24 protein-coding genes are annotated in these 26,846 nt (G+C 52.4%); 8 read left to right on the forward strand and 16 right to left on the reverse strand.

The annotated features are described in order from the left end of the window. Positions 1–74: 74 nt before the first annotated feature. From recC to rppH, 9 genes are all read right to left on the reverse strand, one after another. On the reverse strand, positions 75–3,443 hold the full coding sequence (gene recC, locus OGY19_RS09105; protein ID WP_115601532.1) for an exodeoxyribonuclease V subunit gamma: 3,369 nt from the start codon (positions 3,441–3,443) through the stop codon (positions 75–77). 12 nt (positions 3,444–3,455) lie between these two features. Further along, the gene (locus OGY19_RS09110) at positions 3,456–3,779 is read right to left on the reverse strand and encodes a prepilin-type N-terminal cleavage/methylation domain-containing protein (RefSeq protein WP_048213105.1); all 324 of its coding nucleotides are present in this window, start codon (positions 3,777–3,779) and stop codon (positions 3,456–3,458) included. Further along, entirely contained in the window at positions 3,764–4,171 is a 408-nt protein-coding gene (locus OGY19_RS09115) for a DUF2509 family protein (protein WP_048213106.1), read from the reverse strand. The genes OGY19_RS09110 and OGY19_RS09115 overlap by 16 nt, the downstream gene beginning before the upstream one ends. Next, complete coding sequence (locus tag OGY19_RS09120; RefSeq protein WP_115601531.1) at positions 4,168–4,731, reverse strand: prepilin peptidase-dependent protein; 564 nt, start codon at positions 4,729–4,731, stop codon at positions 4,168–4,170. The genes OGY19_RS09115 and OGY19_RS09120 overlap by 4 nt, the downstream gene beginning before the upstream one ends. After that, a complete protein-coding gene (locus OGY19_RS09125) occupies positions 4,722–5,192 on the reverse strand; it encodes a prepilin peptidase-dependent protein (RefSeq protein WP_115601530.1) in 471 nt (156 codons plus the stop codon). Before OGY19_RS09125 ends, OGY19_RS09120 begins: the two co-directional genes overlap by 10 nt. A gap of 183 nt (positions 5,193–5,375) precedes the next feature. After that, positions 5,376–6,170, reverse strand: a complete 795-nt coding sequence (gene thyA, locus OGY19_RS09130; protein WP_005123418.1) for a thymidylate synthase — start codon at positions 6,168–6,170, stop codon at positions 5,376–5,378. Between the two features lie 6 nt (positions 6,171–6,176). Beyond that, positions 6,177–7,052 (reverse strand): prolipoprotein diacylglyceryl transferase, encoded by an 876-nt coding sequence (gene lgt / locus OGY19_RS09135; protein ID WP_048213109.1) that lies wholly within the window; start codon positions 7,050–7,052, stop codon positions 6,177–6,179. A 190-nt stretch (positions 7,053–7,242) separates the two neighbouring features. Next, positions 7,243–9,489, reverse strand: coding sequence for a phosphoenolpyruvate--protein phosphotransferase (gene ptsP, locus OGY19_RS09140; RefSeq protein WP_115601529.1), 2,247 nt, complete (start codon positions 9,487–9,489; stop codon positions 7,243–7,245). 12 nt (positions 9,490–9,501) lie between these two features. After that, a complete protein-coding gene (gene rppH / locus OGY19_RS09145; protein ID WP_003825602.1) occupies positions 9,502–10,032 on the reverse strand; it encodes an RNA pyrophosphohydrolase in 531 nt (176 codons plus the stop codon). Positions 10,033–10,716: 684 nt separating this feature from the next. Between rppH and mutH the strand changes: the two genes are divergently transcribed. The 4 genes from mutH (at position 10,717) to OGY19_RS09165 (ending at position 13,712) form a co-directional block, all read left to right on the forward strand. Then, positions 10,717–11,412, forward strand: coding sequence for a DNA mismatch repair endonuclease MutH (mutH, locus tag OGY19_RS09150; RefSeq protein WP_115601528.1), 696 nt, complete (start codon positions 10,717–10,719; stop codon positions 11,410–11,412). Positions 11,413–11,486: 74 nt separating this feature from the next. Next, positions 11,487–12,200: a TerC family protein gene (locus tag OGY19_RS09155; RefSeq protein WP_040232169.1), complete on the forward strand. Its 714-nt coding sequence runs from the start codon at positions 11,487–11,489 to the stop codon at positions 12,198–12,200. A 146-nt stretch (positions 12,201–12,346) separates the two neighbouring features. Continuing rightward, a complete protein-coding gene (gene ygdR, locus OGY19_RS09160) occupies positions 12,347–12,565 on the forward strand; it encodes a lipoprotein YgdR (protein ID WP_005123410.1) in 219 nt (72 codons plus the stop codon). A 106-nt stretch (positions 12,566–12,671) separates the two neighbouring features. Continuing rightward, entirely contained in the window at positions 12,672–13,712 is a 1,041-nt protein-coding gene (locus tag OGY19_RS09165; RefSeq protein WP_048213112.1) for an NADP(H)-dependent aldo-keto reductase, read from the forward strand. A gap of 82 nt (positions 13,713–13,794) precedes the next feature. Here the strand turns inward: OGY19_RS09165 and lplT are convergent, their stop codons facing one another. Together lplT and aas are read right to left on the reverse strand one after the other, a co-directional pair. Further along, positions 13,795–14,988, reverse strand: a complete 1,194-nt coding sequence (gene lplT, locus OGY19_RS09170) for a lysophospholipid transporter LplT (protein WP_101741603.1) — start codon at positions 14,986–14,988, stop codon at positions 13,795–13,797. After that, positions 14,981–17,140, reverse strand: a complete 2,160-nt coding sequence (gene aas, locus OGY19_RS09175) for a bifunctional acyl-ACP--phospholipid O-acyltransferase/long-chain-fatty-acid--ACP ligase (protein WP_101741602.1) — start codon at positions 17,138–17,140, stop codon at positions 14,981–14,983. The genes lplT and aas overlap by 8 nt, the downstream gene beginning before the upstream one ends. Before the next feature lie 597 nt (positions 17,141–17,737). Here aas and galR point away from each other — a divergent pair. Then, positions 17,738–18,766: an HTH-type transcriptional regulator GalR gene (gene galR / locus OGY19_RS09180; protein WP_048213115.1), complete on the forward strand. Its 1,029-nt coding sequence runs from the start codon at positions 17,738–17,740 to the stop codon at positions 18,764–18,766. A 13-nt stretch (positions 18,767–18,779) separates the two neighbouring features. Beyond that, a complete protein-coding gene (locus OGY19_RS09185; RefSeq protein WP_048213116.1) occupies positions 18,780–19,790 on the forward strand; it encodes a LacI family DNA-binding transcriptional regulator in 1,011 nt (336 codons plus the stop codon). A 104-nt stretch (positions 19,791–19,894) separates the two neighbouring features. Here OGY19_RS09185 and lysA read toward each other — a convergent pair whose 3' ends face one another. Next, positions 19,895–21,151, reverse strand: a complete 1,257-nt coding sequence (gene lysA, locus OGY19_RS09190; RefSeq protein WP_115601526.1) for a diaminopimelate decarboxylase — start codon at positions 21,149–21,151, stop codon at positions 19,895–19,897. A gap of 118 nt (positions 21,152–21,269) precedes the next feature. Between lysA and OGY19_RS09195 the strand changes: the two genes are divergently transcribed. Next, positions 21,270–22,205 carry a LysR family transcriptional regulator gene (locus OGY19_RS09195; RefSeq protein WP_048213118.1) on the forward strand — a complete coding sequence of 312 codons (936 nt, stop codon included), beginning with the start codon at positions 21,270–21,272 and terminating at the stop codon, positions 22,203–22,205. Here the strand turns inward: OGY19_RS09195 and OGY19_RS09200 are convergent. Beyond that, on the reverse strand, positions 22,177–22,884 hold the full coding sequence (locus OGY19_RS09200) for an aspartate/glutamate racemase (RefSeq protein ID WP_115601525.1): 708 nt from the start codon (positions 22,882–22,884) through the stop codon (positions 22,177–22,179). The genes OGY19_RS09195 and OGY19_RS09200 overlap by 29 nt on opposite strands. Positions 22,885–23,025: 141 nt before the next feature. Here OGY19_RS09200 and OGY19_RS09205 point away from each other — a divergent pair, with 141 nt between their 5' ends. Further along, positions 23,026–23,352, forward strand: a complete 327-nt coding sequence (locus tag OGY19_RS09205; protein WP_061068507.1) for a cupin domain-containing protein — start codon at positions 23,026–23,028, stop codon at positions 23,350–23,352. 96 nt (positions 23,353–23,448) lie between these two features. Here OGY19_RS09205 and araE read toward each other — a convergent pair whose 3' ends face one another. The 3 genes from araE to kduI form a co-directional block, all read right to left on the reverse strand. Then, positions 23,449–24,867 (reverse strand): arabinose-proton symporter AraE, encoded by a 1,419-nt coding sequence (gene araE / locus OGY19_RS09210; RefSeq protein ID WP_115601524.1) that lies wholly within the window; start codon positions 24,865–24,867, stop codon positions 23,449–23,451. Positions 24,868–25,183: 316 nt separating this feature from the next. Then, on the reverse strand, positions 25,184–25,945 hold the full coding sequence (kduD, locus tag OGY19_RS09215; RefSeq protein ID WP_003033923.1) for a 2-dehydro-3-deoxy-D-gluconate 5-dehydrogenase KduD: 762 nt from the start codon (positions 25,943–25,945) through the stop codon (positions 25,184–25,186). Between the two features lie 58 nt (positions 25,946–26,003). Next, positions 26,004–26,840 carry a 5-dehydro-4-deoxy-D-glucuronate isomerase gene (kduI, locus tag OGY19_RS09220; protein ID WP_005123391.1) on the reverse strand — a complete coding sequence of 279 codons (837 nt, stop codon included), beginning with the start codon at positions 26,838–26,840 and terminating at the stop codon, positions 26,004–26,006. Between the last annotated feature and the right edge of the window lie 6 nt (positions 26,841–26,846).

Consider the following 26,846-nt stretch of genomic DNA (forward strand, 5'->3'; position numbering starts at 1 on the left):
TTTGTAAGAATCAGTCCGTGACAGAAAGCGCATCATAGTGGAAGCCATCAAATTGCGCAATTTTTATACAATAATCACGACTGATTAAATCGAAAAATCGGTAACAGGTAACGCTGAGACTGTAAAACAATGGTCTCCAGCGTATCAGCATCCAGTTGACGCCACAGACGTTGATACCAGATGTCATCACCTTCACCGCGTACCATCATGTTGCCTTCATAGGCCTGCAGAAACTTACTGCGCGCTTTTTGCAACGTATCATCGTCATCTAACATGGCATCATTTACGGCGTCATAACAGGTTTTTATCCACGCCCCACCACTTTCCGGTAATACCAGTAGCGGCGATGACATGCCTTCCCGATATCCCTCAATAAGTTGCGACAGATACTGTAACGCCTGTTCGGCCTCCAGTGGAGGGAAACACCACTCGCCGTCTTTGCGTAAGAACAACCGGCTTTCTCCCGTACCGCCACTCGCACAATAGACAAGATGTTCCAGCCAAAGTTGCACACCCTGCGCAATGCTGATCAAAGATGGGCGCCAGCGCAACAAACCGTCCTCTTGTACCTGCGGCAACCAACCGGTGATTTGCACGCCGTTACAGGTAAGATCGATTTCCATGCTCTGACAAGGCTGACGACAGGCGATAATGCGTTCAGCCAGCGTCTGCATCTCCTGACGCTGCGTATCCCACAGAATTTCGCCAAATGGCCCATAGGGAAGCGCACCCGCCGCACGAAAACGGCGAAACAGTCGTTCAGCGTCGTTCTCTTCAACCAGGGTATTAAGCAACTGCTGATTAAGTTGATAGCGGCTGAGCCCTTCGAGGATAAAGGGTTCTGTTTCCGGGATTTCGCTCTCTTCAGAGCGGAAATTTACCCTCAGGCGCATCTGGAAAAACGCCCGCACCGGATGAGCCCAAAAGCGTTGCAGCGTTTCCAGCGTCAGGGTTTCAGGCATTGTAAAGGGGAGCGGCTGGACAAAATCCGTGTGCGCTTTGCCTGACAGACTTGCCGCTGGCAACCACTCTCGAGCATAACTTTGCTGCTCACCTGGCAGATAGTTTTGTGCATCAAAGGGCATACGGGTATGTAAACGGGTAATGTGCGCTTTTACTTTCGCTTCACTTTGATCGCTAGTGAGTAATTCATCGCCCGGCAAATAGTGGCTTTGCCCAATGTAATCCATAAGTTCCTGCACCAGCACCGACGGGAAGCGTTCACTGTTATCCTGGATTGAGCGGCCGATATAGCTGATATAGAGCGTTTGTTGCGCCGAAATCAGGGCTTCGAGGAACAGATAGCGGTCATCATCACGGCGGCTTCGGTCACCACGCCTCGGTTTTTGGCTCATCAGATCAAATCCCAGCGGCGCAAGCTGGCGCGGATAAACGCCATCGTTCATGCCCAACAGGCACACCACTTTGAAAGGGATAGAGCGCATCGGCATCAGCGTACAGATATTGACAGGCCCTGCCAGGAAACGCTGGCTGATGCGCTCCTGGTCAAGACGCTGCGCCAGTTCGTCACGTAACAGAGACAGCGGTATGGCCTCGCCATACTCGGCCCCCAAACCTTCAGTGATAATGGCCTGCCACTGCTGTTCAATCAGCGTCATCGCCGCTTCGGTGTCCGCGTCCGGCAGGAAGAAATCATTAAGCATGTCCCGGCAAACGGGTAACCACTCTTCTAGCGGGCGTTCCTGTGCTAACCCTCTGCGCCAGATGTTTAGCTGCATCAGCAACGAGGCCAAATGCCCGACTAACTCGGCAATCAAACCACTGGACTCATCATAGGGCAATACCGACTGCCACTCCCCCTGTGCGCTTTCCATCGCATAGCCCAGCAGCATACGTGTTAAACCAAATTGCCAGGTATGCTGACCAGTTGGAGGAAGCGCGAGTTCGCGCACGTTGTCGTCGTCAATGCCCCAGCGAATTCCAGATTCATTGACCCACAAACGAAGATAGCGCAACCCCTCTTCATTGATGTTGAAACGCGCAGCCAGCACAGGCACATCCAGTAATGCCAGCACATCCTCCGAAACAAAGCGGCTGTCCGGTAGCGAAAGCAGGCTAATAAACGCCTGTAAGACGGGATGAGACTGACGTGCCCGGCGATCGGAAATAGCATACGGCAGGTAACGATCGGCCGGTGCACTGCCAAAGACAGCCTGAATAAATGGACTGTAGCTGTCGATATCCGCCACCATCACGATGATGTCGCGCGGCGTCAGCGTTGGGTCCGCTTCCAGCATTGCCAGCAACCGGTCGTGGAGTATTTCCACTTCGCGTTGTGGGCTATGACAGACATGAAACGTCACACTAGTATCATTCGGCTCAAGCAACCGTTTATTGTCGCTACGCGAATACTCCTCCAGGCTGACTCCTGCCACCGCATGGTTTTCGAGTTCCAGAATATCCGCTTGAATATTATGCAAAAGATTGTCAGGAGTAATGTCGACAAACGCATCCAGCTCCTGGCTGTTTTCCAATTCCGAAAGCAGATATATGTAGTCACGCCCTAGTTTTCCCCATGAGGCCAACATCGGATTCCCCACATCCTGCTCACCATCGCTGTTAAACAGTCCTTCAGCATTCTGACTATCGCGAAACAGCGGTAAATGTCGTTCTTCAAAGCTATGCCTACGCTGACGCGCCAACAGTTTAGCCAGATAAGCGGGGTCTTTAATATCCCCCCAGTAGTAACGACAGGGATTGGTAAAAAGCAGATGAATATCAATGTGCTTACCCAGCGCTTGTAATGCCTGCAGATACACGGGCGGTAGCGCGGAGATACCACAAATAAAGACGCGCGAGGGCAAGCCTTGTGGGCAGTCAGACGTATTCTCCAGGGTCTGAATAAACCGCTGATATAAATTGGCACGATGCCAGCCTGGCTGTCCCAGTTCAGCCGTGTATTCCACCAGTGCTTTCCACAATGGCGCTTGCCAGGCCTGAGCATCTCCTAGCCCTTCCACCTGCAGCCCCACCTCCCACTGCGTCAGCCATTCAGGACGGTAGACTAAATACTGGTCGAACAGATCCGCAGCGCGTGATGAAAGCTGAAACAGCTTACGTTTGTCTGTGTCGTCGGTGAGATAGTGGCGTAGCAGTGCGAAATCGTCGTTATCCAGCAATTGAGGTAGCAGCGTCATCAGCTTCCAGCTCATGCTCTGTTTGCTAAATGCGCTCTCTTTTGGGATATCCGGCAATACACGCACAAACATATCCCAGATAAAACTCGCTGGCAGCGGGAAATCAATGTTAGCGGCAATACCAAACTTCTGTGCCAGAGTCATTTGCAACCACTGCGCCATACCGGTGCTTTGAACCAGGATCATCTCGGGTTCAAAGGGGTCGTCCAGCCGCTCGCGCTCAACGATATATTCCATCAACGCTTCCAGCACATCCAGACGATTGGAGTGGTAGACCCTTAACATAGCAACTCCTGACTACTGACGATTTGGGCAGTGCAGTCGTGTCATCTGACCCTGCCTGCCCAGAGGGGAAGTAATTTTAACATTGATGCTGACACATCCCGCTATCGTTGTCTGCATTCGGTTAATTTGCCAGTTTAAAGGTGGTGAATACATATGCAACTGCGTTTGCTGCCAGGCGTGATGCCACAATTGTTGATACTGGCTTCTGACTAAAAAGCTCTTCATCAGCGCCCGCTGATATCCGGAAAGCGCGGTCACGATCATAATCATCAGCACCATTGCCAGCATCACTTCCGGCAGGCTAAAACCACGCTGTCTGTTCAGGGTATCAGACATAACGCCAGCACCTTTAACGGGCAGAAATCGCTCCAGCCATGCGCTGAGAATTCGATAGTACCCTCGATAATCATCCCCTGACGCCATAGCGATATACCTTCATATTGCGCAATAAGCAGCACAAGATCGTCGTCGAGCACACGCAGGCAGACTGTCGCACCCTGTGTGGAATAGCGTCGACACTGCGTTGCCATCTGCAAACTCCAGGGCTGCATACGTGCCCATTCCATGGCGGATTGCACCACTGCCTGATGTTGTAGCGACTGGCTTTCCGTTGCCACCCGCGACGCAAAACTCGCCTCCTGTCGGCTTACGCCTTGCAGCAACAGACTGCCAAGTACCAGGAGTAAAAGCACCATTGCAAGCGATGAAACACCTCGCTCACGGTTCACAGGTTGAATCCTGTGACGTCATAGAATACCTCAATGACCTTTTGAGGTTCGGCGTTGCTTCTCCCGCGCAGGTGCAACGAAAGCACTGGCGCAAATCCGCTGATATTCAGGCGCTCCACCTGAAATACCTCAATCTGAATAGAATCCGGATCGGTCATTTTATCCCAACCTTTTCCCACGCAGGTTGTTGCGCCACGCAAGGTTTCCAGCACCTTATCTTGAACACGAAACCCAACGGCATCGGCCTCCTTTGCCGGAATATCGTCCCAAACACCGTTGCTATTGGCATCCCAGCGTACAATCACACAGTCTCCCGCGGCTGATATCATCAGCCCTTCTCCGATACAGTTTCCCCGACAATAGCCAGCCCGCTGGAGATGCTTCGCCACGGTATACATCCGCTGCCAGAGCTCATCTTCAAGCACTAGCTGACGAGTGTTCTGCAAAATTTCTCGCTGCAGCGCAGGTAAAAATCGCGCAGCGCTGAGGAGTAAAATGCTGCTTATCACCATAGCGATAAGCACCTCAAGCAGTGAAAAGCCACGTTCACTTACCGACATTGATCCGCCTCACCGCGTTCGCAAAGCCTGATTCGTCCCCAACCAGACACCACCACACGCCATTCACCTGCAGCATTCTTCAGGTAGATATGCCCGGCCCATGCGGTATTACGTAGGCCAAAAAAAGCCAGTGACGGTGTTATCTCTGCCATCTCGACATCAGCCCAGAGTGGCGTAAAAATCAACGGTGAAACCGGCTGACACGAAGTTTGTGACGTCGCTGAGCTTACCAGACACCATGTTCCTCCTTCGCGGAGCACGTTGATGACGTGATCACGATTACGCCAGTTAGCATCCTCGCGCAATTGCAGCAGGTAATCCCGCACCTGGCTGGCTGTTTGCCATAACCGCTGCTGTTGTTGCCAGCGCTGCCAACCGTACAACCCCGATGCGCCAAGCGCCGCGACAATCAGCATTGCAATCAGGGTTTCGAGAAGCGTGTAGCCTTGTTGTTTTTTCATGTCGCCAGTATGGCGTGAGAGAAATTAATAACGAGGGGGAAATTCAGCTTCTTCGGCAAGCTACGGAGAATATTTATCGCATTACATCACGTTGCAAAATTTCAGGAATCAACGCCGCAGAATAGAATGTAAGGCAAAAAAAACCGACGCATAAGGCGCCGGTTGTGACAGGATTAGCCTCGATCAGATAGCGACCGGCGCTTTAATGCCTGGGTGCGGATCGTAACCCTCAATTTCGAAGTCGTCGAAACGATAGTCGAAAATTGAATCAGGTTTACGCTTGATAACCAGCTTCGGCAGCGCACGTGGCTCGCGGCTAAGCTGCAGATGTGTTTGATCCATATGGTTGCTGTACAGGTGCGTGTCACCGCCTGTCCAGACAAAATCACCGACTTCAAGATCGCACTGCTGCGCCATCATGTGAACCAGCAAGGCGTAGCTGGCGATGTTGAACGGCAGACCGAGGAACACATCGCATGAACGCTGATACAGTTGGCAAGAGAGTTTGCCATCCGCCACGTAGAACTGGAAGAACGCATGACACGGCGCCAACGCCATCTTATCCAGTTCGCCTACGTTCCACGCTGAAACGATAATACGACGGGAATCCGGGTCGTTTTTCAACTGGTTCAGCACCGTCGTGATCTGGTCGATATGGCGGCCATCCGGTGTTGGCCATGCACGCCACTGTTTACCGTACACCGGACCTAAATTACCGTTCTCATCAGCCCATTCATCCCATATTGAGACGTTGTTTTCATGCAGGTAGGCAACGTTGGTGTCGCCCTGCAAAAACCACAACAGCTCATGGATGATCGAGCGTAAATGGCAGCGTTTAGTCGTAACCAGCGGGAACCCTTCCTGCAGATTAAAACGCATCTGATGACCAAAAATGGAAAGCGTTCCGGTTCCGGTGCGGTCGTTTTTCTGTGTGCCTTCATCCAGCACTTTTTGCATCAGTTCTAAATACTGTTTCATGGTTCCTCAGGAAACGTGTTGCTGCGGGCTGCGACGGTATGCCCAAACCATCATAATAATACCTGCGACAATCATCGGGATAGACAGGATCTGCCCCATGCTGATGTACTGGACCCATGTGCCGGTAAACTGCGCATCCGGCTGGCGGAAGAATTCGACGATAATACGAAACGCGCCATAGCCAATCAGGAACAGACCGGAAACCGAGCCCATCGGACGAGGTTTGCGAATAAACAGGTTAAGAATGATAAACAGCACAACCCCTTCCAGCGCCATCTCATAAAGCTGTGAGGCATGGCGAGGCAAAGAGCCGTATGTGTCAAAAATAGACTGCCACTGCGGATTGGTTTGCAGCAATAAAATATCTTCAGTGCGGGAGCCAGGGAACAGCATGGCGTACTTAAAGTTAGGGTCAACGCGTCCCCACAGTTCACCGTTGATAAAGTTACCCAGGCGGCCTGCGCCCAAACCAAACGGAATTAGTGGAGCAATAAAATCAGAGACCTGGAAGAATGTACGCTTGGTGCGTTTGGCGAAGATAATCATCACCAGAATCACCCCGATAAGCCCGCCATGGAAGGACATGCCCCCATCCCAGACGCGGAACAGATACAGCGGGTTATCAAGGAACAGCGGGAAGTTATAGAACAGCACGTAGCCAATACGCCCGCCGAGGAAGACCCCGAGGAAGCCTGCATAAAGTAAGTTTTCTACTTCGTTTTTGGTCCAGCCACTGCCCGGGCGATTAGCCCGGCGCGTCGCCAGCCACATCGCGAAAATAAACCCCACCAGATACATCATGCCGTACCAGTGAAGCGCGACGGGTCCAATTGAGAAAATGACCGGATCGAAATCCGGAAAATGCAGATAGCTACTGGTCATCTGTCACCACAAGTTCTTGTTATTTCGCTGAAGTCAGACAGCAATTGATAAGCGCGCCTGCATAATGCAGGCGCTCCAAAGGTGCGAATGATAGCACAAGGGGATCGCAGCGGATGCCGGGAAGATGTAAAAGATCTGTATAGGTAATCTTTACCCCCCGTATTGCCTGATGGTGCTACGCTTATCAGGCCTACAATCCTCCGCGAATCAATCCTCCCATGCCACGGCGCTCCATAAAGGCCGCTACCTGATGGCGTACCTCTGCCGCCATCTGCGCTTCCAGGCTGCGCTGCGCCAGCGTTTGCGCCTCATCAAAATCGATATGACGCAGCAGATATTTAACGCGAGCGACAGAACGACCGTTCATTGACAAATGGCGAAAACCCAGGCCTATCAGAATGGCTACACACATCGGGTCGCCCGCCATTTCACCGCATAAGCGCAAATCGATACCGCTTCTTTCGGCTTCCTGCGCAATCATCGCCAGCGCGCGTAACATCCCCGGATGCAGACTGTCATAAATGCTGGCTACCCGTGTGTTGTTACGATCGACGGCCAGTATGTACTGGGTAAGATCGTTGGTTCCGACCGAGATAAAGTCAATCCGGTTTGTCAGATGCGGCAGCATGAACACCATCGACGGAACTTCCAGCATGATGCCAATGCGCGGTTTCGGGATCTCGTAGCCGATCATCTCTTCCACTTCGCGTCCGGCACGTTCAATCAAACGTCGCGCTTCGTCCACTTCATCAATGCTGGTTACCATCGGTAGCAAAATGCTGAGGTTGCCGGTTGCCGCGTTGGCACGCAGCATGGCGCGAACCTGGATCAAAAAGATCTCTGGCTGATCGAGCGTTATGCGGATCCCTCGCCAGCCAAGGCACGGGTTCTCTTCACTGATGGGCATGTAGGGCAGTTGTTTATCGGCACCGACATCCAGCGTACGCAGAGTTACGGGCTTATCGTTAAACATCTGCAGCATACCCTGATACTGCGCAACCTGTTCTTCTTCCGAAGGAAAACCGCTTTGCAGCATGAACGGGATTTCGGTGCGATACAGGCCAATACCGTCGATCCTGCTACCCAGCTTTTCTTCATGTTCCGGGCTGAGACCCGCATTGAGCATCACCTTCACGCGCTCGCCGCTTTTCAACTGTGCTGGCTGGTTGACGTCGTCTTCCGCCAGGCGGCTCAGCTCAATTTCTTCACTGATAAGACGCTGATATTCCTGGATTAATACCGGCTCCGGATCAACCAACAGTTCGCCACGATAGCCATCCACCACCAACGTGCGGCGGTGCAACACAGACGGCTGGATATCGGCCCCCATAACGGTAGGGATACCCAGCGCACGAACCATAATCGCCGCGTGAGAGTTGGCGGCACCATCCCTGACGACAACCCCTACCAACCGGTCCTGGGGAAGTTCCGCCAGCGTAGTGGCAGACAACTCATCCGCCACCAGCACGAAACGTTCCGGCCAGGCATTCGGCCCCTGAACAGAGTCGTCAAGATGGAACAGCAGACGCTGCCCCAACGCGCGCAAATCCCCGGCGCGTTCTTTGAGATAGTTATCGCTTAGCGCGGCAAACTGTTCGGCAAACTTCTCGATGATCGTTTTAACCGCCCACTCGGCCACCGAGCCGTTATCCACTTCCGCGAACAACTCGCGGCGCAGACGGGTATCGGAGAGCAGGTGCGAATAGAGATCAAAAATTGCCGCCGTCTCTTTCTGTGCCCCGGCAGCAAAACGCTTACTGTAGCGGCGAAATTCATTTGCGGCTTCTTCCAGTGCGCCAGTCAGACGTTCACGCTCAAGCACTGGATCCAACGTTGAAGCCTGATACACCTGTTCCATCAGCGGTAACGTGGCATCCTGCCAGCCTTCAGCGATCGCCACGCCGGGGGCGGCAGGCAATGCGCGGATACGCGTTTGCCGGTATTGCCCAAATAGCGCGGTTAACTGCGACTGAGACAGAATAGCGGCCATTTGTGTGGCAAGCGTGACCAGAAAAGATTCTTCGCTTTCGTCGTACTGGCGCAACTCACGTTGCTGTACCACCAGGACGCCTAATAACTGGCGTCGCTGGATGATCGGTACACCTAAGAACGCACGAAAGCGTTCTTCTTTCACCGAAGGAATATATTTAAAGCTGGGGTGTTTTTGCGCATCGGCAAGGTTGATAGGTTCCGCCAGCCTGCCAACCAGGCCAACGATCCCTTCATCAAACGCCAGTGCAACAGTGCGACCGCGTGGTTTTTTAAGTCCTCGGGTCGCCATCAGGTAATAACAGCGTCGGTCGTGATCGGCCAGGTAGACCGAGCAGACCTCTGTATCCATCGCAAGACAGATGTCAGTAACCAGAATATTCAACGCCTCATTGAGACGTGGGGCACTGGCCACCTTTTCGACTATTTCGCGCAGGCGGGTGAGCATAATTTGCGTAGCTTAACCTCTTTTACGTCTGTACGCAGGTGCGCTTTGCGGCTTAGGAGTGCTCTCCTGAAGCGCCATCACAACACTTGCGAATTCTTTCATCACCCTGCGATAGACATCGCGTTTAAATGACACCACCTGTCGAACCGGATACCAGTAACTCACCCAGCGCCAGCCGTCGAACTCAGGTGTACTGCTGGTTTGCATATTGATTTCAGCATCGCTGCTGACCAACTGCAAAAGAAACCATTTTTGTTTCTGGCCGATACAAACCGGCTTTGTGTCCCAACGCACCAAACGTTTCGGTAACTTGTAACGCAACCAGTTACGAGTAGAAGCAAGGATCCGCACATCTTTACGACTCAGACCTACTTCTTCAAAGAGTTCCCGGTACATCGCCTGCTCTGCTGTCTCTCCTGCATTTATCCCGCCTTGCGGGAATTGCCAGGAGTGCTGACCAAATCGCCGGGCCCACATGACCTGCCCCTGGCGGTTACAAATTACTATCCCTACATTCGGGCGGTAGCCATCGTCATCAATCACCGGACTACCTCAACATAAACCTTATATACAAACGATTGTTTCACACTCCAGAGGGGCGGTAAACCACTCTGTTAAGGGCGCGATATTCTAATAACAATTGAATAACTCACAGCAAAGGGCCGAGTTATAAACAGAAGATATGCTACATAGGCGATTTTATTCACCTTTTCTGTGGATATAGTTGTGAAGAAGTACGGAATTACTATGGGAAAACCCGGAGCAGTCTGAATAAGACATCCGTCACACTCAAAAAATAGTCTTATATATTCATTAAGTTAAAAGCAACAACTGTAGCTAAACATGCAGAAATGTGATGCGCGTCACGCATACGATCTTCGAGCTGATGAAAGATCGACCAGCGTTGGTTTTATCCACAGATTATGCCAATAAGTTAGGCACAATTTGTGTGAAAATTCGATTTTCGTCGCACGTCAAGGCTGTAAATTGAAACAGTAGTGGGGGTTTTTCACAGTTATCCCATCTTTCTGTGGATAACATGGTGTAAGATCCTGTTCATTGTCAGTGACCAGAATTGGAAAACCCGGTTTTCTGTTGCGCAACCCTTTACATCAAAATATAAAAACCACTATAAATCATGCAATTGGATAAAGCATGTGGAAAAAGATAAACTCTGTCCACACGGTATAAAATCATTGCTCATTTTTTAACCCAAGGGTAACCCTGATGCCAGAACTCCATCCATTGCTTTCTCCGCCTGAATCCGAAGCCCAGTTGCTGCACCAGGCACGGCAACTTTCGGGCTACACGCTGGGAGAACTGTCGGCGATGGCAGGACTCGTCGCGCCAAAGGATCTGAAGCGGGACAAAGGCTGGATTGGCGTACTGCTGGAAATTTGGCTTGGGGCCAGTGCGGGCAGTAAACCGGAGCAGGATTTTGCCGCGCTGGGCGTGGAGTTAAAAACGATCCCTGTAGATAGCCTTGGCAGACCGCTGGAAACGACCTTTGTCTGCGTGGCACCGTTAACCGGTAATACCGGCGTGACCTGGGAAACCAGCCATGTTCGACACAAGCTTAAACGCGTGTTGTGGATACCCGTAGAAGGTGAACGCAGCATCCCTGTGGCTGAACGGCGCGTTGGCTCTCCGCTGCTGTGGAGTCCGAATGAAGAGGAAGATCGACAACTGCGTCTGGACTGGGAAGAGTTGATGGACATGATAGTGCTAGGCCACGTCGAACGCATCACCGCTCGCCATGGGGAAGTGCTGCAACTGCGTCCTAAAGCCGCTAACGCCCAGGCGCTGACCGAGGCCATTGGCGCCCATGGCGAACCGATCCTGACTCTGCCCCGCGGGTTTTACCTGAAAAAGAACTTCACCCGCGCATTGCTGGAACGGCATTTTCTATTCCAGGCTCAATAACACACCCTGACCTTTCGCCCGTCGCGTTACGCGCCTATAATTACCGCTTCTTTTTTTTGGCAGGACTTTGTTTGATGTTATTTGCATGGATAACCGATCCTAACGCCTGGCTGGCGCTCGGTACGCTGACGCTGCTGGAGATCGTTCTCGGAATCGACAATATTATTTTCCTTTCTCTGGTTGTAGCAAAACTCCCAACAGCACAACGCAATCATGCCCGACGAATCGGGCTGGCGGCAGCGATGGTGATGCGTCTGGCGCTGCTGGCATCCATCGCCTGGGTAACGCGGCTCACTAACCCGTTATTCGAACTGTTTGGCGAGGCGATTTCAGCACGCGATCTGATCCTTCTGCTCGGCGGATTGTTCCTGATCTGGAAAGCGAGTAAAGAGATCCACGAGTCCATTGAGGGCGAAGAGGAAGGACTGAAAACCCGCGTCTCTTCTTTCCTGGGCGCGATTGTGCAGATCATGCTGTTGGATATTATCTTCAGTCTGGACTCAGTAATCACCGCAGTAGGCTTGTCCGATCATCTGTTTATTATGATGGCAGCCGTCGTGATTGCCGTGGGCGTAATGATGTTTGCAGCCCGCCCAATCGGTGAGTTTGTTGATCGTCACCCTTCGGTAAAAATGCTGGCACTCTCTTTCCTGATACTGGTTGGCTTCACGCTAATCCTGGAAAGCTTCGATGTCCATGTTCCGAAAGGATACATTTACTTCGCTATGTTCTTCTCTATCGCTGTAGAGACCCTGAACCTGTGGCGCAATAAAAAAAATCCACTCTGACTGACACTATCGCTCCCCCCATGGGGAGCGAATACTCCCCGCGCACCTTCCTTCTCTCACAGATTAAGATTTTACTGCTTTCGCCCTGCACAACTTCGCGTTATTACTAAACTAGTGTCAGACGCAGGCCATGTGAGGATAAGCAGATGAAAAAATGGGCAGTTTTAATTTCCGCCGTCGGGCTGGCTTTTGCCGTTTCCGGATGCAGCAGTGATTATGTGATGGCAACAAAAGATGGTCGAATGATCCTGACCGATGGTAAACCAGAAATTGACGATGATACCGGTCTGGTGAGTTACCACGATCAGCAAGGCAATGCGATGCAAATTAACCGCGACGAAGTCTCTCAAATCATTGAGCGTTGATGGTTAAGGTCAGCAGCGCGCTGGCCTTAACAATTTTGCTTCCCTTTTTCCCTTCCCTCAGCCATTTTTATAATCCTTATGTCGTGATTATAAAAAGGAAACGGCTATGCAATATCACCGTATACCCCACAGCTCGCTGGAAGTCAGTACACTGGGGCTGGGCACAATGACGTTTGGTGAACAAAACAGCGAAGCCGACGCACATGCACAGCTCGACTATGCCGTTGCACAAGGCATAAATTTAATCGACGTTGCCGAGATGTATCCGGTACCGCCTCGTCCAGAAACCCAGGGACTCACCGAAACTTACGTGGGCAACTGGCTCGCCAAACACGGCAGCCGCGAAAAGCTAATCGTGGCGTCGAAGGTCAGTGGACCATCACGTAACAACGACAGCGGCATTCGACCAAATCAGGCGCTGGATCGTAAAAACATCCGTGAGGCGCTGCACGACAGTCTGAAAAGACTGCAGACCGATTATCTCGATCTCTATCAGGTCCACTGGCCGCAGCGTCCGACCAACTGCTTTGGTAAGCTGGGATATAGCTGGACGGACTCCGCTCCAGTCGTTTCCCTACTGGATACGCTGGACGCGCTGGCAGAGTTTCAGCGTGCAGGTAAGATTCGTTACATCGGTGTTTCCAACGAAACCGCGTTTGGCGTAATGCGTTATCTGCACCTGGCAGACAAACATGACCTGCCACGTATCGCCACTATCCAGAACCCGTACAGCCTGCTAAACCGCAGCTTTGAAGTTGGACTGGCCGAAGTGAGCCAGTATGAAGGCGTTGAGCTACTGGCCTACTCGTGCCTTGGTTTTGGCACCTTAACCGGTAAATACCTGAACGGTGCGAAACCTGCCGGCGCACGCAATACGCTGTTTAGCCGTTTTACGCGCTACAGCAGCGAACAAACGCAAAAAGCGGTAGCTGCCTATGTGGATATCGCCAAACGCCATAACCTCGATCCTGCGCAAATGGCGCTGGCATTCGTGCGTCGTCAGCCGTTTGTCGCCAGCACACTGCTGGGCGCCACGACGATGGAGCAGCTAAAAACCAACGTTGAAAGCCTGTATCTGGAGTTGAGCGAGGAAGTGCTGGCAGAGATTGAAGCGGTGCATCAGGTGTATACCTATCCTGCACCTTAACAGTTAGCGCCTGATGGCGCTGCGCTTATCAGGCCTACAGACAGCGTTCCCTGTAGGCCTGGTTGCAACAGCATATAACAGACTAATGGCGGCGCTGCCAAATCCACAGCGCCGTAATCGCCAGGGCAAACAACGCACCAAATCCAACGCCAATGGCTACCGCAGGAATACCCACCAACACCGCCAGTGAGTAGATACCGAGCATCAGCAACATCGCGCTGTTTTCACCCAGGTTTTGCACCGCAATAGCGTTGCCCGCACCCACGCTTTTTTTGCCCCGCTCCTGCAGTAACGCATTCAGCGGCACCACAAAGAACCCACCACACACGCCGATAAGCAGCAGCAACGCGTAGGCCGGAAGCAGCGAATGTTGAAGAGAGAAAATCAGCACCACGACGCCGATCAGTATCCCTGCAGGCATACAGCGCGACACGGTTTCCAGCGTCACCAGTTTCGCAGCCGCCCCCGCGCCGACAACAATCCCGATAGCCACCATAGCGTTGAGATAGGTCGGTGTGGCGTTATCGGTAATGCCGAGCGCAACCGGGACCCACAGCACCAGAAGAAAACGCAGCGTGACGCCCGCGCCCCAAAACAGGCTGGTTCCTACCAACGAGAAACGTGTTTCACCGTTGCGCCACAGCGAGGAGGCGGCACAGAAAAAACTACGCGTCATTTTGCCCAGATGCCAGGACTGACCGGGGCGAGCCGCGGCCAGTTTCGGGATATACAGGTTAGCCACCACTGCGCCAGCATAGGCCAGCGCACAGGCAGAAAGCGCGGCAATCACGTGCCAGTCGGCCAGAACGCCACCGGCGACAGATCCGAGCAGAATCGCGGCAATGGTGGAAGCTTCCATCAGGCCGTTGGCTTTCACCAGTTTGTCGCCGGTAGTCAGTTCACCGAGAATGCCATACTTGGCCGGAGAATACGCCGCAGCGCCAATACCCACCAGCGTATACCCGAGAAATGGGTTAACGCCGAAACAGATACTCGCCGCGCCCAGCAGCTTGAGACCGTTGGCGAACATCATCACTCTGCCTTTGGCAAAGCTATCCGCCACCTGTCCAACAAACGGCGCAAACAAAATGTAAGCGCCCACAAACACCATTTGCAGGATTGGCTGGCTCCAGTCCGGGTAGAACTGCGCCTTGAGCAAAGCCAGGGTAGCAAACAACAACGCGTTATCGCCAAACGCTGACAAAAACTGCGCGGCGATAACGGACATCATCCCTTTTGACCAGATTGACGTGCTAGTGTGTACTGACTCACGCATGTTGTTTTTCCGGTTCATCGACCCAGTTTTTCAGTGTCACAAAATCTGGCTTACCGCTGCCGAGCAGAGGGAGTTGTTTCAGGTGGCGGATATCACGCGGTACGGCAAGCTCTGGAATGCCGTGGATGCGCGCATACTGGAGTAATCTTTCACGGGTCAGCTCGCTGTCGGTAGTAAACAGCACCAGCGCTTCCCCTTTATTGGCATCGCTCTTGATAGCCGTGGCATGCATTTTGTCAGCAGATACTGCCAGCGCCAGCTGTTCAACCATCTCCAGTGACACCATCTCACCGGCAATTTTGGCAAAGCGCTTGGCACGCCCCTGAATCTGTACAAAGCCATTTTCATCAAAGCGTACAACATCACCGGTGTCGTACCAGCCGTGTTCTATCTGACCCTGCGCATTTTCTGCGGTTGGGACTTCCAGTACACCTGGCTTTTCGACGCGCAGATAGCCGCTCATAATATTAGGGCCTTTCAGCTGTAAACGCCCGCCATCTTCAATACCAGGAACCGCCAACAGTCGGGCATCCATACCAGGCAGAATGCGCCCTACCGTTCCCGATTTCGCCGCCATCGGTACGTTAATCGACACCACCGGCGCACATTCCGTCACGCCATAGCCTTCAAGGACGCGCAGGCCAAACTTCTCCTGCCACAACTGCTTTGTGCTGTCTTGCAGCTTTTCGGCTCCGGCAACAACATAGCGCAGACGGTGGAAATCGTACGGATGAGCAAACCGCGCATAATTGCCGAGGAACGTTGAGGTACCAAACAGTACGGTGCAGTTACGGTCATATACCAGCTCAGGAACGATGCGGTAATGCAGCGGACTGGGGTACAAAAACACTTCAGCACCGGTCAGCAACGGCGTGAATAACCCTACCGTCAGGCCAAAAGAGTGAAATAGCGGCAATGCTGACATAAAGCGATCGTCAGCAGTGAAATCGGCAATCGTCTTAATCTGCTCGACGTTCGCCAGAATGCTCTTATGGCTGTGTACGACACCTTTCGGGTGGCCTTCTGATCCTGAGGTAAAGAGGATCACCGCAGCTTCTTCCGGCTGCTGCTTCACCTGTGCCAGATGCGGCGCCAACAGATGAGAAAAAATCCACAGCTTATCGCCAAAGGTCACATCGGCCTTCAGATCTTCCAGATACACCCAGCGCACCTGGGTGAGCTGTTCCGGTAGGTGCCAGAGTTTGCCTTTATCGAGAAATTGTCGGGAAGTGAAGATCGTTTTGATTTCAGAGGCTGTAATGGCGCTGGTTAATCCCTTCACGCCCGCCGTATAGTTCATCATCGCCGGGATGCGTCGACGCGCAATGGCGCCAAAAATGACCGCCGCGCTGATCCCCGCATTTGGCAGCATCAGGCCAATTTTTTCACCTTCCGCGCTATATTTCTCCAGAATACGAGCCACAAAGAGTGTCTTCGTCAGCAGTTTGCGGTAGCTGTCCGGCGTAAAGTTAACATCTTCAATGCAGTTTTTGCCTGCGCCAAACCGGTATTTTGCCGCCAGTAGCGACTCGTATAACGTTTCACGCGGGCGGACGGCCATACGCGCTTCCATCATAATCTGGTGCAGCATTTCACCGGCGATTTTGCGGCGATCGCGAGCACGCGGCGCTTCCGGCATCGGCATTTGGGTCGGCGGCAGGATATGCAATTGAATACGCGGAAAAAATCGCTGTTTAACCAGACCTTTCAGGCGGCTAAAATGTGTCAGTTCCGCGCCTTCAATACGCACAGGCACCACCGTCGCCTTTGATTTTGCGGCAACGAACCCGGCACCGTCGTAGATTTTCATCAGTGAACCGGTGGTCGAAATACGTCCTTCCGGGAAAATAACCACCGGGCGCCCCTGCTCGACCAGGCGTACCAGATGTTTAATCGACATCGGTTTGGTTGGGTCTAGCGGTACGAAATCAATCAGTGGAGTGAGCCAGCGCATATACCATTGCTGGCTGATCGAGGTGTAAACGGCAAAAACGGGGCGAATCGGTAAAAAGAGCGCCAGCAGGATACCATCGATAAATGAGACATGGTTGGGCGTGATTAAGACGCGTTCTCCCCGTAGCGCGCTGACATCGCCCGTGACGCGAACACGAAACAGCACGCGAAACAGATTTCGAAAAAAGCCAAATAGCATCTCAACTCCCTGTGCCATTAATTATATAAACATCAATGATGGGAGAGTATACGAGTTGGGGAATGGGCGCGACAGATAACGGGTAAATAGAATCCGAAAAAAAACCTGCGCATCCGCGCAGGTCGGTGCAAGAGACAGGTACGAAGTGCGTACCGAATAATCTCACCAATCAATACCTCTGGGATCTTGATTGTGGTCGTCACCGCGCCGTTCCGCCAGTTGGAAAACGCAAAGGAATGAACCCAAGTGCAACGAGTTGTGTAAATTATCGGTTACTGTTACAGATACGCCGTACGCAAAAAAAAACCTGCGCATCTGCGCAGGCTGGTGTAAATTTTGTGATCAACCCGAAAGTTGATTTCACCTATCAATACCTCTGGGATCTCAACTCTATCAATCCGCTCTCTCCCCTCACCAGCGAACAATCGCAACAGCACATCGCAAAGTGTAAGCAAAGGTTTTCATTTTCTATTTTCTGTCTTACTTCGCTCGTGTCCGCTCACATTTGCGACGTTCTGACGGGCAATCTGCTTGAACAGACAGCCGTTTTCCGTAACACTGGCGGGATGTAAGCGTTTACCCACAACAGGTACTATCATGGCGACCATAAAGGATGTAGCCCGACTAGCTGGTGTATCAGTCGCCACCGTTTCTCGAGTGATCAATGACTCCCCCAAAGCCAGCGAAGCATCGCGTCTGGCTGTAATGAGTGCAATGGAATCACTCAGCTACCACCCCAACGCCAACGCGCGTGCGCTGGCACAACAATCTACTGAAACCGTCGGTCTGGTAGTCGGTGATGTGTCCGATCCGTTCTTTGGGGCAATGGTTAAAGCTGTCGAGCAGGTGGCCTATAACACCGGTAACTTTTTACTGATTGGCAACGGCTACCATAACGAGCAAAAGGAACGTCAGGCGATTGAGCAGCTTATTCGCCACCGCTGCGCAGCCCTCGTGGTCCACGCTAAAATTATCCCGGATGCCGAGCTGACATCATTGATGAAACAAATCCCCGGGATGGTACTGATCAATCGAATCTTACCGGGATTCGAACAACGCTGCGTTGCGCTGGACGACCGTTACGGTGCCTGGCTGGCAACCCGTCATCTTATTCAGCAGGGCCATACGCGCATCGGCTATCTGTGTTCCAACCACAGCATTTCAGATGCGGAAGATCGTTTGCAAGGCTATTACGACGCGCTGGCGGAAAGCAATATTCCGGTAAACGATCGACTGGTCACGTTTGGCGAGCCCGATGAAAGCGGCGGCGAGCAGGCAATGACTGAGCTGCTTGGTCGCGGCAAAAACTTCACGGCTATCGCCTGCTATAACGACTCAATGGCGGCGGGTGCTATGGGTGTATTAAATGATAACGGCATTGATGTGCCGGGAGAAATCTCGCTGATTGGTTTTGATGATGTACTGGTTTCACGCTACGTGCGCCCACGGCTGACGACGGTACGCTACCCTATCGTGACGATGGCAACCCAGGCCGCCGAACTGGCGCTGGCGCTGGCCGAAAAACGCCCGGTCCCGGAAATCACTCACGTCTTTAACCCAACGCTGGTACGTCGGCATTCCGTTTCGGCGCTGACTGAGCCGGGAAATTCTTTGTCAAACGATTAATCAGGATTGCGTCATGACAACGATGTTAGACGTTTCACGACATGCTGGCGTATCGAAAGCGACCGTTTCACGCGTACTTAATGGTACGGGGCAGGTTAAAGAAAGCACGCGCCAGAAAGTCTTCAACGCCATGCAGGCATTAGATTATCGGCCTAATTTTTTAGCGCGCTCACTGGCAAACCGCACCAGCAACAGCATTGGTTTAGTGGTATCTACATTTGATGGCTTCTACTTTGGTCGCCTGCTACAACAGGCTTCGCGCCAGACGGAGTCTCACGGTAAACAGCTGATTGTCACCGACGGCCATGACACACCAGAGCGTGAGCAGGAAGCCGTTCAAATGCTGGCCGACCGACAGTGCGACGCCATTATTCTCTACACCCGCTACATGAGCGAAAAGGCGATTATGTCGCTGATGAGCCGCATTGATATGCCATTGCTGGTCATTAACCGCGACGTCAGCCAGGCCCGCGACCGCGCGATTTTCTTTGAACAGGAAGACGCGGCGTTTCAGGCCGTCGATTACCTCATATCGCAAGGACATCGTGATATTGCCTGCATCACCGTACCCGGCCATACACCAACCGGTAAATCTCGGTTAATGGGATATCGTAAGGCGCTGGAAAAAAACGGTATTCCCTGGGAACCCGCCAAGGTCAAATACGGTGATTCAACGATGACCAGAGGCTATGAAGCCTGTCGTGAACTGTTGGATGAAGGAGTGATATTCAGCGCGCTGTTCGCCTGTAACGATGACATGGCGTTAGGTGCATCGAAAGCATTACATCAGGCAGGACTAAAGATCCCCGAGGATGTTTCGTTGTTTGGTTTTGATGATGCGCCCAGCGCGAAATGGCTGGAGCCGGGGCTGTCTACCGTTTATCTGCCGATCGATACCATGATAACCACGGCAATCGATCAGGCTATCCGTCTGGCCAACGGCGAAAGCGTGGAGCCGATCCCACCGTTTACCGGCAAACTGGTGTTACGGGAATCGGTGACAACGGGGCCGAACTTCACGTAATCAGATGCCGGATGGCGGCTTCGCCTTATCCGGCCTACAGGCCCCACCGTTTATTTCGTAGGCCGGATAAGCGTAGCGCCTTCCGGCGTTTCATAACGCTGTATTCAGATAAATTCCAGCGCTAACAGCTCATCAATAGTCTGACGACGGCGAATGAGTCGCGCCACACCGTTATCGAACAGAACCTCCGGCAGCAGCGGGCGGCTATTGTAGTTCGACGACATCGACGCGCCATACGCACCGGTATCATGCAATACCAGGTAATCTCCCGGCACTACCGCAGGTAATAGACGGGTTTCGACTTTACCGCCTTCCTGTTGGGTAAAAACATCGCCCGATTCGCACAGCGGCCCGGCAACCACCGTCTCAATCTGCGCCGCATTACCCAGCGAGCGGCCATCCCCGGCCAATGCGGAGATATGGTGATAGCTGCCGTACATTGCTGGCCGCATCAGATCGTTGAAGCCCGCGTCGATCAGCACGAAGTGGCGACTGCCCATCTCTTTCACACTGCGCACCTGCGCCACCAGCACACCCGCTTCGGCCACCAGAAAACGTCCTGGCTCGATCTCAAGCTTCACCGGATGCCCCAGATGTTTGGCGATTTGCTCTCGTGCGGCGTTCCACAGTCCGAAGTAGTGATCGGTGTTGATCGCCTCTTCTCCTTCGCGATATGGGATCGACAAACCTCCGCCCGCAGATATAGCCTCCAGATCCTGACCTAATTCAACAACCTGACGCACCATCGCGCCACACACTTGCTCCAGATGCCCGTAGTCCACACCGGAGCCGATATGCATGTGAATGCCCACCAGTTTCAGTTGATAACGCTGAATCACCTCCAGCGCCGCCGGAAGGTCGCTATACCAGATACCGTGCTTGCTGTTCTCGCCGCCGGTATTGGTTTTCTGACTATGCCCGTGACCAAAACCTGGGTTGACGCGCAGCCATACACGATGCCCTGGCGAAACCTGACCCAGTTGTTCCAGCATATCAACCGACCCGGCGTTTACTGGAATACGTAGCTCATGCACCCGGGCCAGCGTCGCCTGGTCAATCATATCGGCGGTAAAGACGATTTCATCATTCTCCGGCACAAAACCTGCTGCCAGCGCACGTTCAATCTCACCCAGCGAGACGGAATCCACCTTCACGCCCTGCTCACGCATCAGACGCAAAATATGAATATTCGAGCAGGCCTTTTGGGCAAAACGCACCACATCAAACTGACTCAGTTTGGCTATCTGCGCGCGGATAATCTGCGCATCGTAAACCCATACCGGACAGCCGAATTCGGCGGGCAGACGCAGCAGGTTATCTGCGGTCAGGTCAGTATCAGTGCTGTTGAGTGGACGTGGCATGGTGTGCTCCGGTATTGGCTTTTTTATGATTACGCCACAGCCCGAAGAGAATAAAAAATATCGTTTTATCGTGAGTCTATGCAAAAATGATATGGATTGATTCATTCGAGGATTGCCCATGCCCGCCGTTAACCTGCGACACATCGAAATTTTTCACGCCATCATGACAGCAGGCAACCTGACGGAAGCCGCACGGATGCTGCACACGTCTCAGCCTACCGTCAGTCGCGAGCTGGCAAGATTTGAAAAAGTTCTGGGGTTAACACTGTTCGAACGTACGCGAGGCCGACTGCATCCCACAGTGCAGGGGCTACGCCTGTTTGAAGAGGTGCAACGTTCGTGGTATGGCCTGGACAGAATTGTGAGCGCCGCAGAGAGCCTGCGTGAGTTTCGTCAGGGTGAGCTGTCGATTGTCTGCCTGCCAGTGTTCTCACAGTCCTTTTTACCGCCGCTGCTGCAGCCATTTCTCGAGCGCTATCCGCAGGTCAATATTCAGATAGTGCCGCAGGAGTCGCCGTTGCTGGAAGAGTGGCTGTCGGCACAGCGCCACGATCTCGGGTTAACTGAGACCCTGCATACCCCCGCCGGGACTAAACGTACTGAATTACTGTCGCTGGATGAAGTTTGCGTGCTGCCACAGGGACATCCGCTGACCGGGAAAGCAGTATTAACACCGCAAGATTTTCAGGGGGAAAACTATATCAGCCTGTCGCGCACCGACAGTTATCGCCAGTTGCTGGATACCCTGTTTAATGATCATCAGGTCAAGCGCCGAATGGTCATAGAAACGCACAGTGCCGCATCAATTTGTGCGATGGTACGTGCCGGCGTGGGGATCTCGGTAGTGAACCCGCTGACCGCCCTGGATTACGCAGGCAGCGGGATTGTAATCCGGCGTTTTAGTGTTTCGGTGCCTTTTACCGTCAGCCTGATCCATCCACTGCATCGCCCGGCATCCGCGCTGGTTGATGCTTTTACAGCACATCTACAGGCCCATCTCCACCGGCTTACTGACCCGCTGGAGGCTATTTTACAATCTCAGGTGAAAGCATAAACGTCACGGCATCCTGCGCATGGATCGCCGCGGTATCGAAGACCGGCAACGGGCTCATTTCAGTGGGAACCAGCAGGCCAATTTCGGTGCAGCCAAAGATCACCCCTTGTGCCCCCTGACGAGCCAGTCGCTCAATCACGCTCAGGTAATAATCGCGGGAAATTTCGCTAAATTCACCAAGGCACAGTTCCTCGAAAATAATCTGGTTTATTTTCTGTCGGTCGTCAGCGTCAGGGATTAGCGTGCTAATGCCAAATTCCATCTGTAAACGCCCACGATAGAAATCCTGTTCCATGGTGTAACGCGTGCCCAACAGCGCGACGTTACTCATCTTCTGTTGCTGTATGGCCCGACCTGTTGCATCGGCAATATGCAAAAACGGGACATCGCAGGCCGTTTCAATGGCCTCGGCCACTTTATGCATAGTGTTGGTACACAGCACAATTCCCTCAGCTCCCGCTTGCTGTAACCCCACCGCTGCCTGCGCCAGGATCTCCCCTGCCCGCTGCCAGTCACCGTTCGACTGACACGCTTCAATCTCATGGAAATCGACGCTGTGCAGCAGAATTTTCGCAGAATGCAGACCGCCCAGATTCTGCTTAACCCCTTCATTAATCAGACGATAATAAGGAATAGTAGATTCCCAGCTCATTCCGCCTAACAGACCGATCGTTTTCATCATTTACCCTTATTCGTGGTTGTCCTCCCAGTGAACCAAAGATGTGATCAACTTTCCACATCTGCCGGCGCACATTTCCTTTTTTTATTTTCTGATATAAATTTAATGAAATAATGTTTCATTTTATTGCAAGGATATCGAATGTTTATTTTTCATAAAGAAACCACGCTTGAAGATCTGGGTAACGGCGTTACCCGGCGTATTCTGGCTCACGATGGCAAAATGATGGCCGTGGAAGTCAATTTCGAGCAGGGCGCAGTTGGCCCGATGCACAGCCATCCGCATGAACAACTCACGTACGTTTTATCGGGCGAGTTTGAATTTACGATTGGGGAAGAAAAGCATGTCGTCAGTGCAGGAGACACCCTGTACAAGCAACCCAATATTATGCACGGCTGCGTCTGTTTACAGCCGGGAACATTACTCGATACCTTCACCCCGGTACGCGAAGACTTCCTGCAGGCGTAATCTCTCTATTCTCGAACCTTGTTATACAAAAATGCCGGGTATCGCTTACGCTTACCCGGCCTGCACGAGACGTCATCCGACACTGCGCCTCACTACTTACACCCCAATATCTCTTAACTTCTCGCTAGCCATCAGCTTACGTTCGATATGCTCAAGCGTAACGTTTTTGGTTTCAGGAATAAGCCAGAAGGTAATACCAATAAATACGACGTTCAGTGCGGTATAAAGCCAGAACGTACCGGCTGCGCCAATGCTGTCGAGCAGCGTCAGGAACGTTGCGCCGATAATCATGTTCGACACCCAGTTGGTGGTGGTGGAGCAGGTAATACCAAAATCACGGCATTTCAGCGGCTGAATTTCCGAACACAGGATCCACACCACCGGCGCGGCGCTCATTGCGTAGCCGGCAATACACATCATCGTCATGCCAACTGACAGCCAGGATAGCCCACTGGAAGCCGTGCCGTTATCAAACTGCATCAGGCAATAACCAAGCACCAGCGTCCCAATGGCCATCACGCTGAAACCAATTTTCAGCGCCGGTTTGCGTCCGGCTTTATCTACTGTAAAAACAGCAATAAAAGTCGCGAACATAAAGGTTAAGCCAACGACTAACGTGGCAATCATCTGCTGTTCAGTCGTGGTAAAACCGGCCATTTTAAAAATACGTGGGGCGTAGTACATAATGATGTTCATCCCGGTGAACTGCTGCATTGCCTGCAACAACATCCCAAGGAAAACCGCGCGCCGTACGTTACGGTTAATTTTAAACAACGCCCAACCGCCCTGCTTCAGCTTCAGGCTTTCACGAATTTCGTTCAGTTCATCACGGGCCTTTTCTGAGGTATCACGCAACATGCGTAATACTTCTTCGGCTTCGATGTGGCGGCCTTTCTCCGCCAGCCAGCGCGGGCTGTTTGGCAGGAAAACAACCAGGATAATCAGTAACACCGCCGGAAGCGCCAGCACGCCCAGCATAGCGCGCCAGTTACCGCTGTAGCTAAACGCCGTATCAGATAAAAAGGCCAGTACGATCCCCAGCGTTACCATCAGTTGATACATGCTGATCATCTTGCCGCGCACGTTCTCACTGGCCATTTCGGAGAGATAGAGCGGCGCGGTGTAAGAGGCGATACCTACGGCAACGCCCAGTACCACGCGGGCAAAAATGAGCATTTCTACGCTGGAGGCAAACGCCGAGCCCAGAGATCCGACGACGAAAAGGATCGCCCCCGCCATCAGACTGTATTTACGTCCCAGGCGGAATGACAGCCAACCGTTAAACAGCGCACCAATTGCCGCGCCCAGCATCATACTGCTGACCACCCACTCCTGCAGGCGACTGGTCAGGACAAAGTGATCGGTGATGAAAGGCAACGCGCCGGCAATTACGCCGATATCCAGGCCGAATAACAACCCTGCGACAGCCGCAGAAATAGAGACAAACAAGTTCATACGTCGCGTATCGCGCTGCGTACGCGGTGTTAAAGCAGCTTCATGATTAATTGAGACCATTTTTTCCTGCCAGATACAGAGTAAGCCATGTCGATGAAAGTAAGGGATCCCTTGCAGGAAGCGTCAGGCGGGAAACGGCAAAAACATGGATAAAATTGCTGCACCACATCGTTATGTGATGGATATTCCAATTTTAAAATTTATCGCTAATTACTCAATTAAATTTAATGTACTGATATTAAAGAGTATTAATTATTGCCAACCCATACATATATAATTATGTATGGATTAATTTATAAACAGAATATGGACTAAAATAACTTAACACCAAAAAAAACCCTGCCATTGGCAGGGTTTGTTGATGCTGGACGGTAAATTAACGCGCCAGCCACCCACCGTCGACCGCAACGGTATAACCGTTAATGTAGTCAGATGCGCTGGACGCCAGGAACACTACTGGCCCCATCAGATCGCTTGGCAGACCCCAACGGCCCGCCGGGATACGATCGAGAATTTCGGCGCTACGCTGCTCATCAGCACGCAGTTGCTGCGTGTTATTGGTCGCCATATAACCCGGCGCGATCGCGTTGACGTTGATGTTATGTTTTGCCCACTCGTTGGCCATCAGACGGGTGACGCCCATTACGCCGCTTTTAGACGCGGTGTAAGACGGCACTCGGATGCCGCCCTGGAAGGAGAGCATAGAGGCGATGTTGATAATTTTGCCGCCATTACCCTGCGCGATAAAGTGCTTCGCCGCCGCCTGAGACATGAAGAACACGCTCTTAATGTTCAGGTTCATCACGTCGTCCCAGTCTTTTTCGCTGAAGTCGATAGCATCGTCACGACGGATAAGACCGGCGTTGTTGACCAGAATGTCGATATGACCGAATTCTGCGACCGCACGCTCCAGCAGTGCCGGAATACCATCAATCTGACGCAGATCGGCGGTCAGGCTTAAAAAACGGCGGCCCAGTGCGGTAACACGTTCGATGGTTTCAGTCGGCTCAACAATGTTGATACCCACGATATCGCAGCCCGCTTCCGCCAGGCCCAGCGCCATACCCTGACCCAGACCGGTGTCACAACCCGTCACAACGGCGACTTTACCTTCAAGAGAGAATGCATTCAAAATCATTATAAATCCTTAAATTTTTATAATGCCCGCCACAGGCAGGCAAGGCTGTCGCCCGCAACTAGCGCAGATCTTTGACTGCAACATGGTCCATATCATCAAAGACCTGGTTTTCGCCGACCATGCCCCAAATGAACGTATACGCTTTTGTGCCGACGCCGGAGTGAATTGACCAGCTCGGAGAAATCACCGCCTGCTCGTTGTGCATCACTATATGACGCGTTTCCTGAGGCTGCCCCATCATGTGGAAGACACAGGTGTCCTCTTCCATATTGAAGTAGAAATAGACTTCCATACGGCGTTCATGGGTATGGCACGGCATGGTGTTCCACAGGTTGCCCGGCGCCAGTTCGGTCAGGCCCATGCTCAGTTGGCAAGTTTCCAGTACGTCCGGCACAAAATACTTGTTGATGGTACGGCGGTTACTCGTGAGATCATCACCCAACGTCACTGGCGCAACGTCGGCTGGGGTCACTTTTTTGGTTGGATAAGTCATGTGTGCCGGCGCGCAGTTATAATAGAACTTGGCGGGTTTTGCAGGGTCAATGCTTGCAAAAACAACTTCTTTTGCCCCTTTACCGACATACAGCGCATCGCGATGACCAATTTCATAGCACTGACCGTCAACGGTAATCGTGCCCGGGCCGCCGATGTTGATCACGCCTAACTCACGACGCTCCAGGAAGTAGGTTACGCCCAGCTGTTTGCCAACTTCACCACCCACAGAGACGGTTTTGCCCACAGGCATAATGCCGCCAACAATGATGCGGTCGATGTGGCTGTAGACCATGGTGTATTCATCTGCGACAAACACTTCTTCTACCAAAAACTCATTACGCAGCGCCTGGGTATCCAGGGTTTTCGCATGCGCACTATGGATGCTTTGTCTTACGTCCACATTTAC

The sequence above is a fragment of the Citrobacter sp. Cy070 genome (genome assembly GCF_030332245.1).
GTDB lineage: Bacteria > Pseudomonadota > Gammaproteobacteria > Enterobacterales > Enterobacteriaceae > Citrobacter > Citrobacter youngae.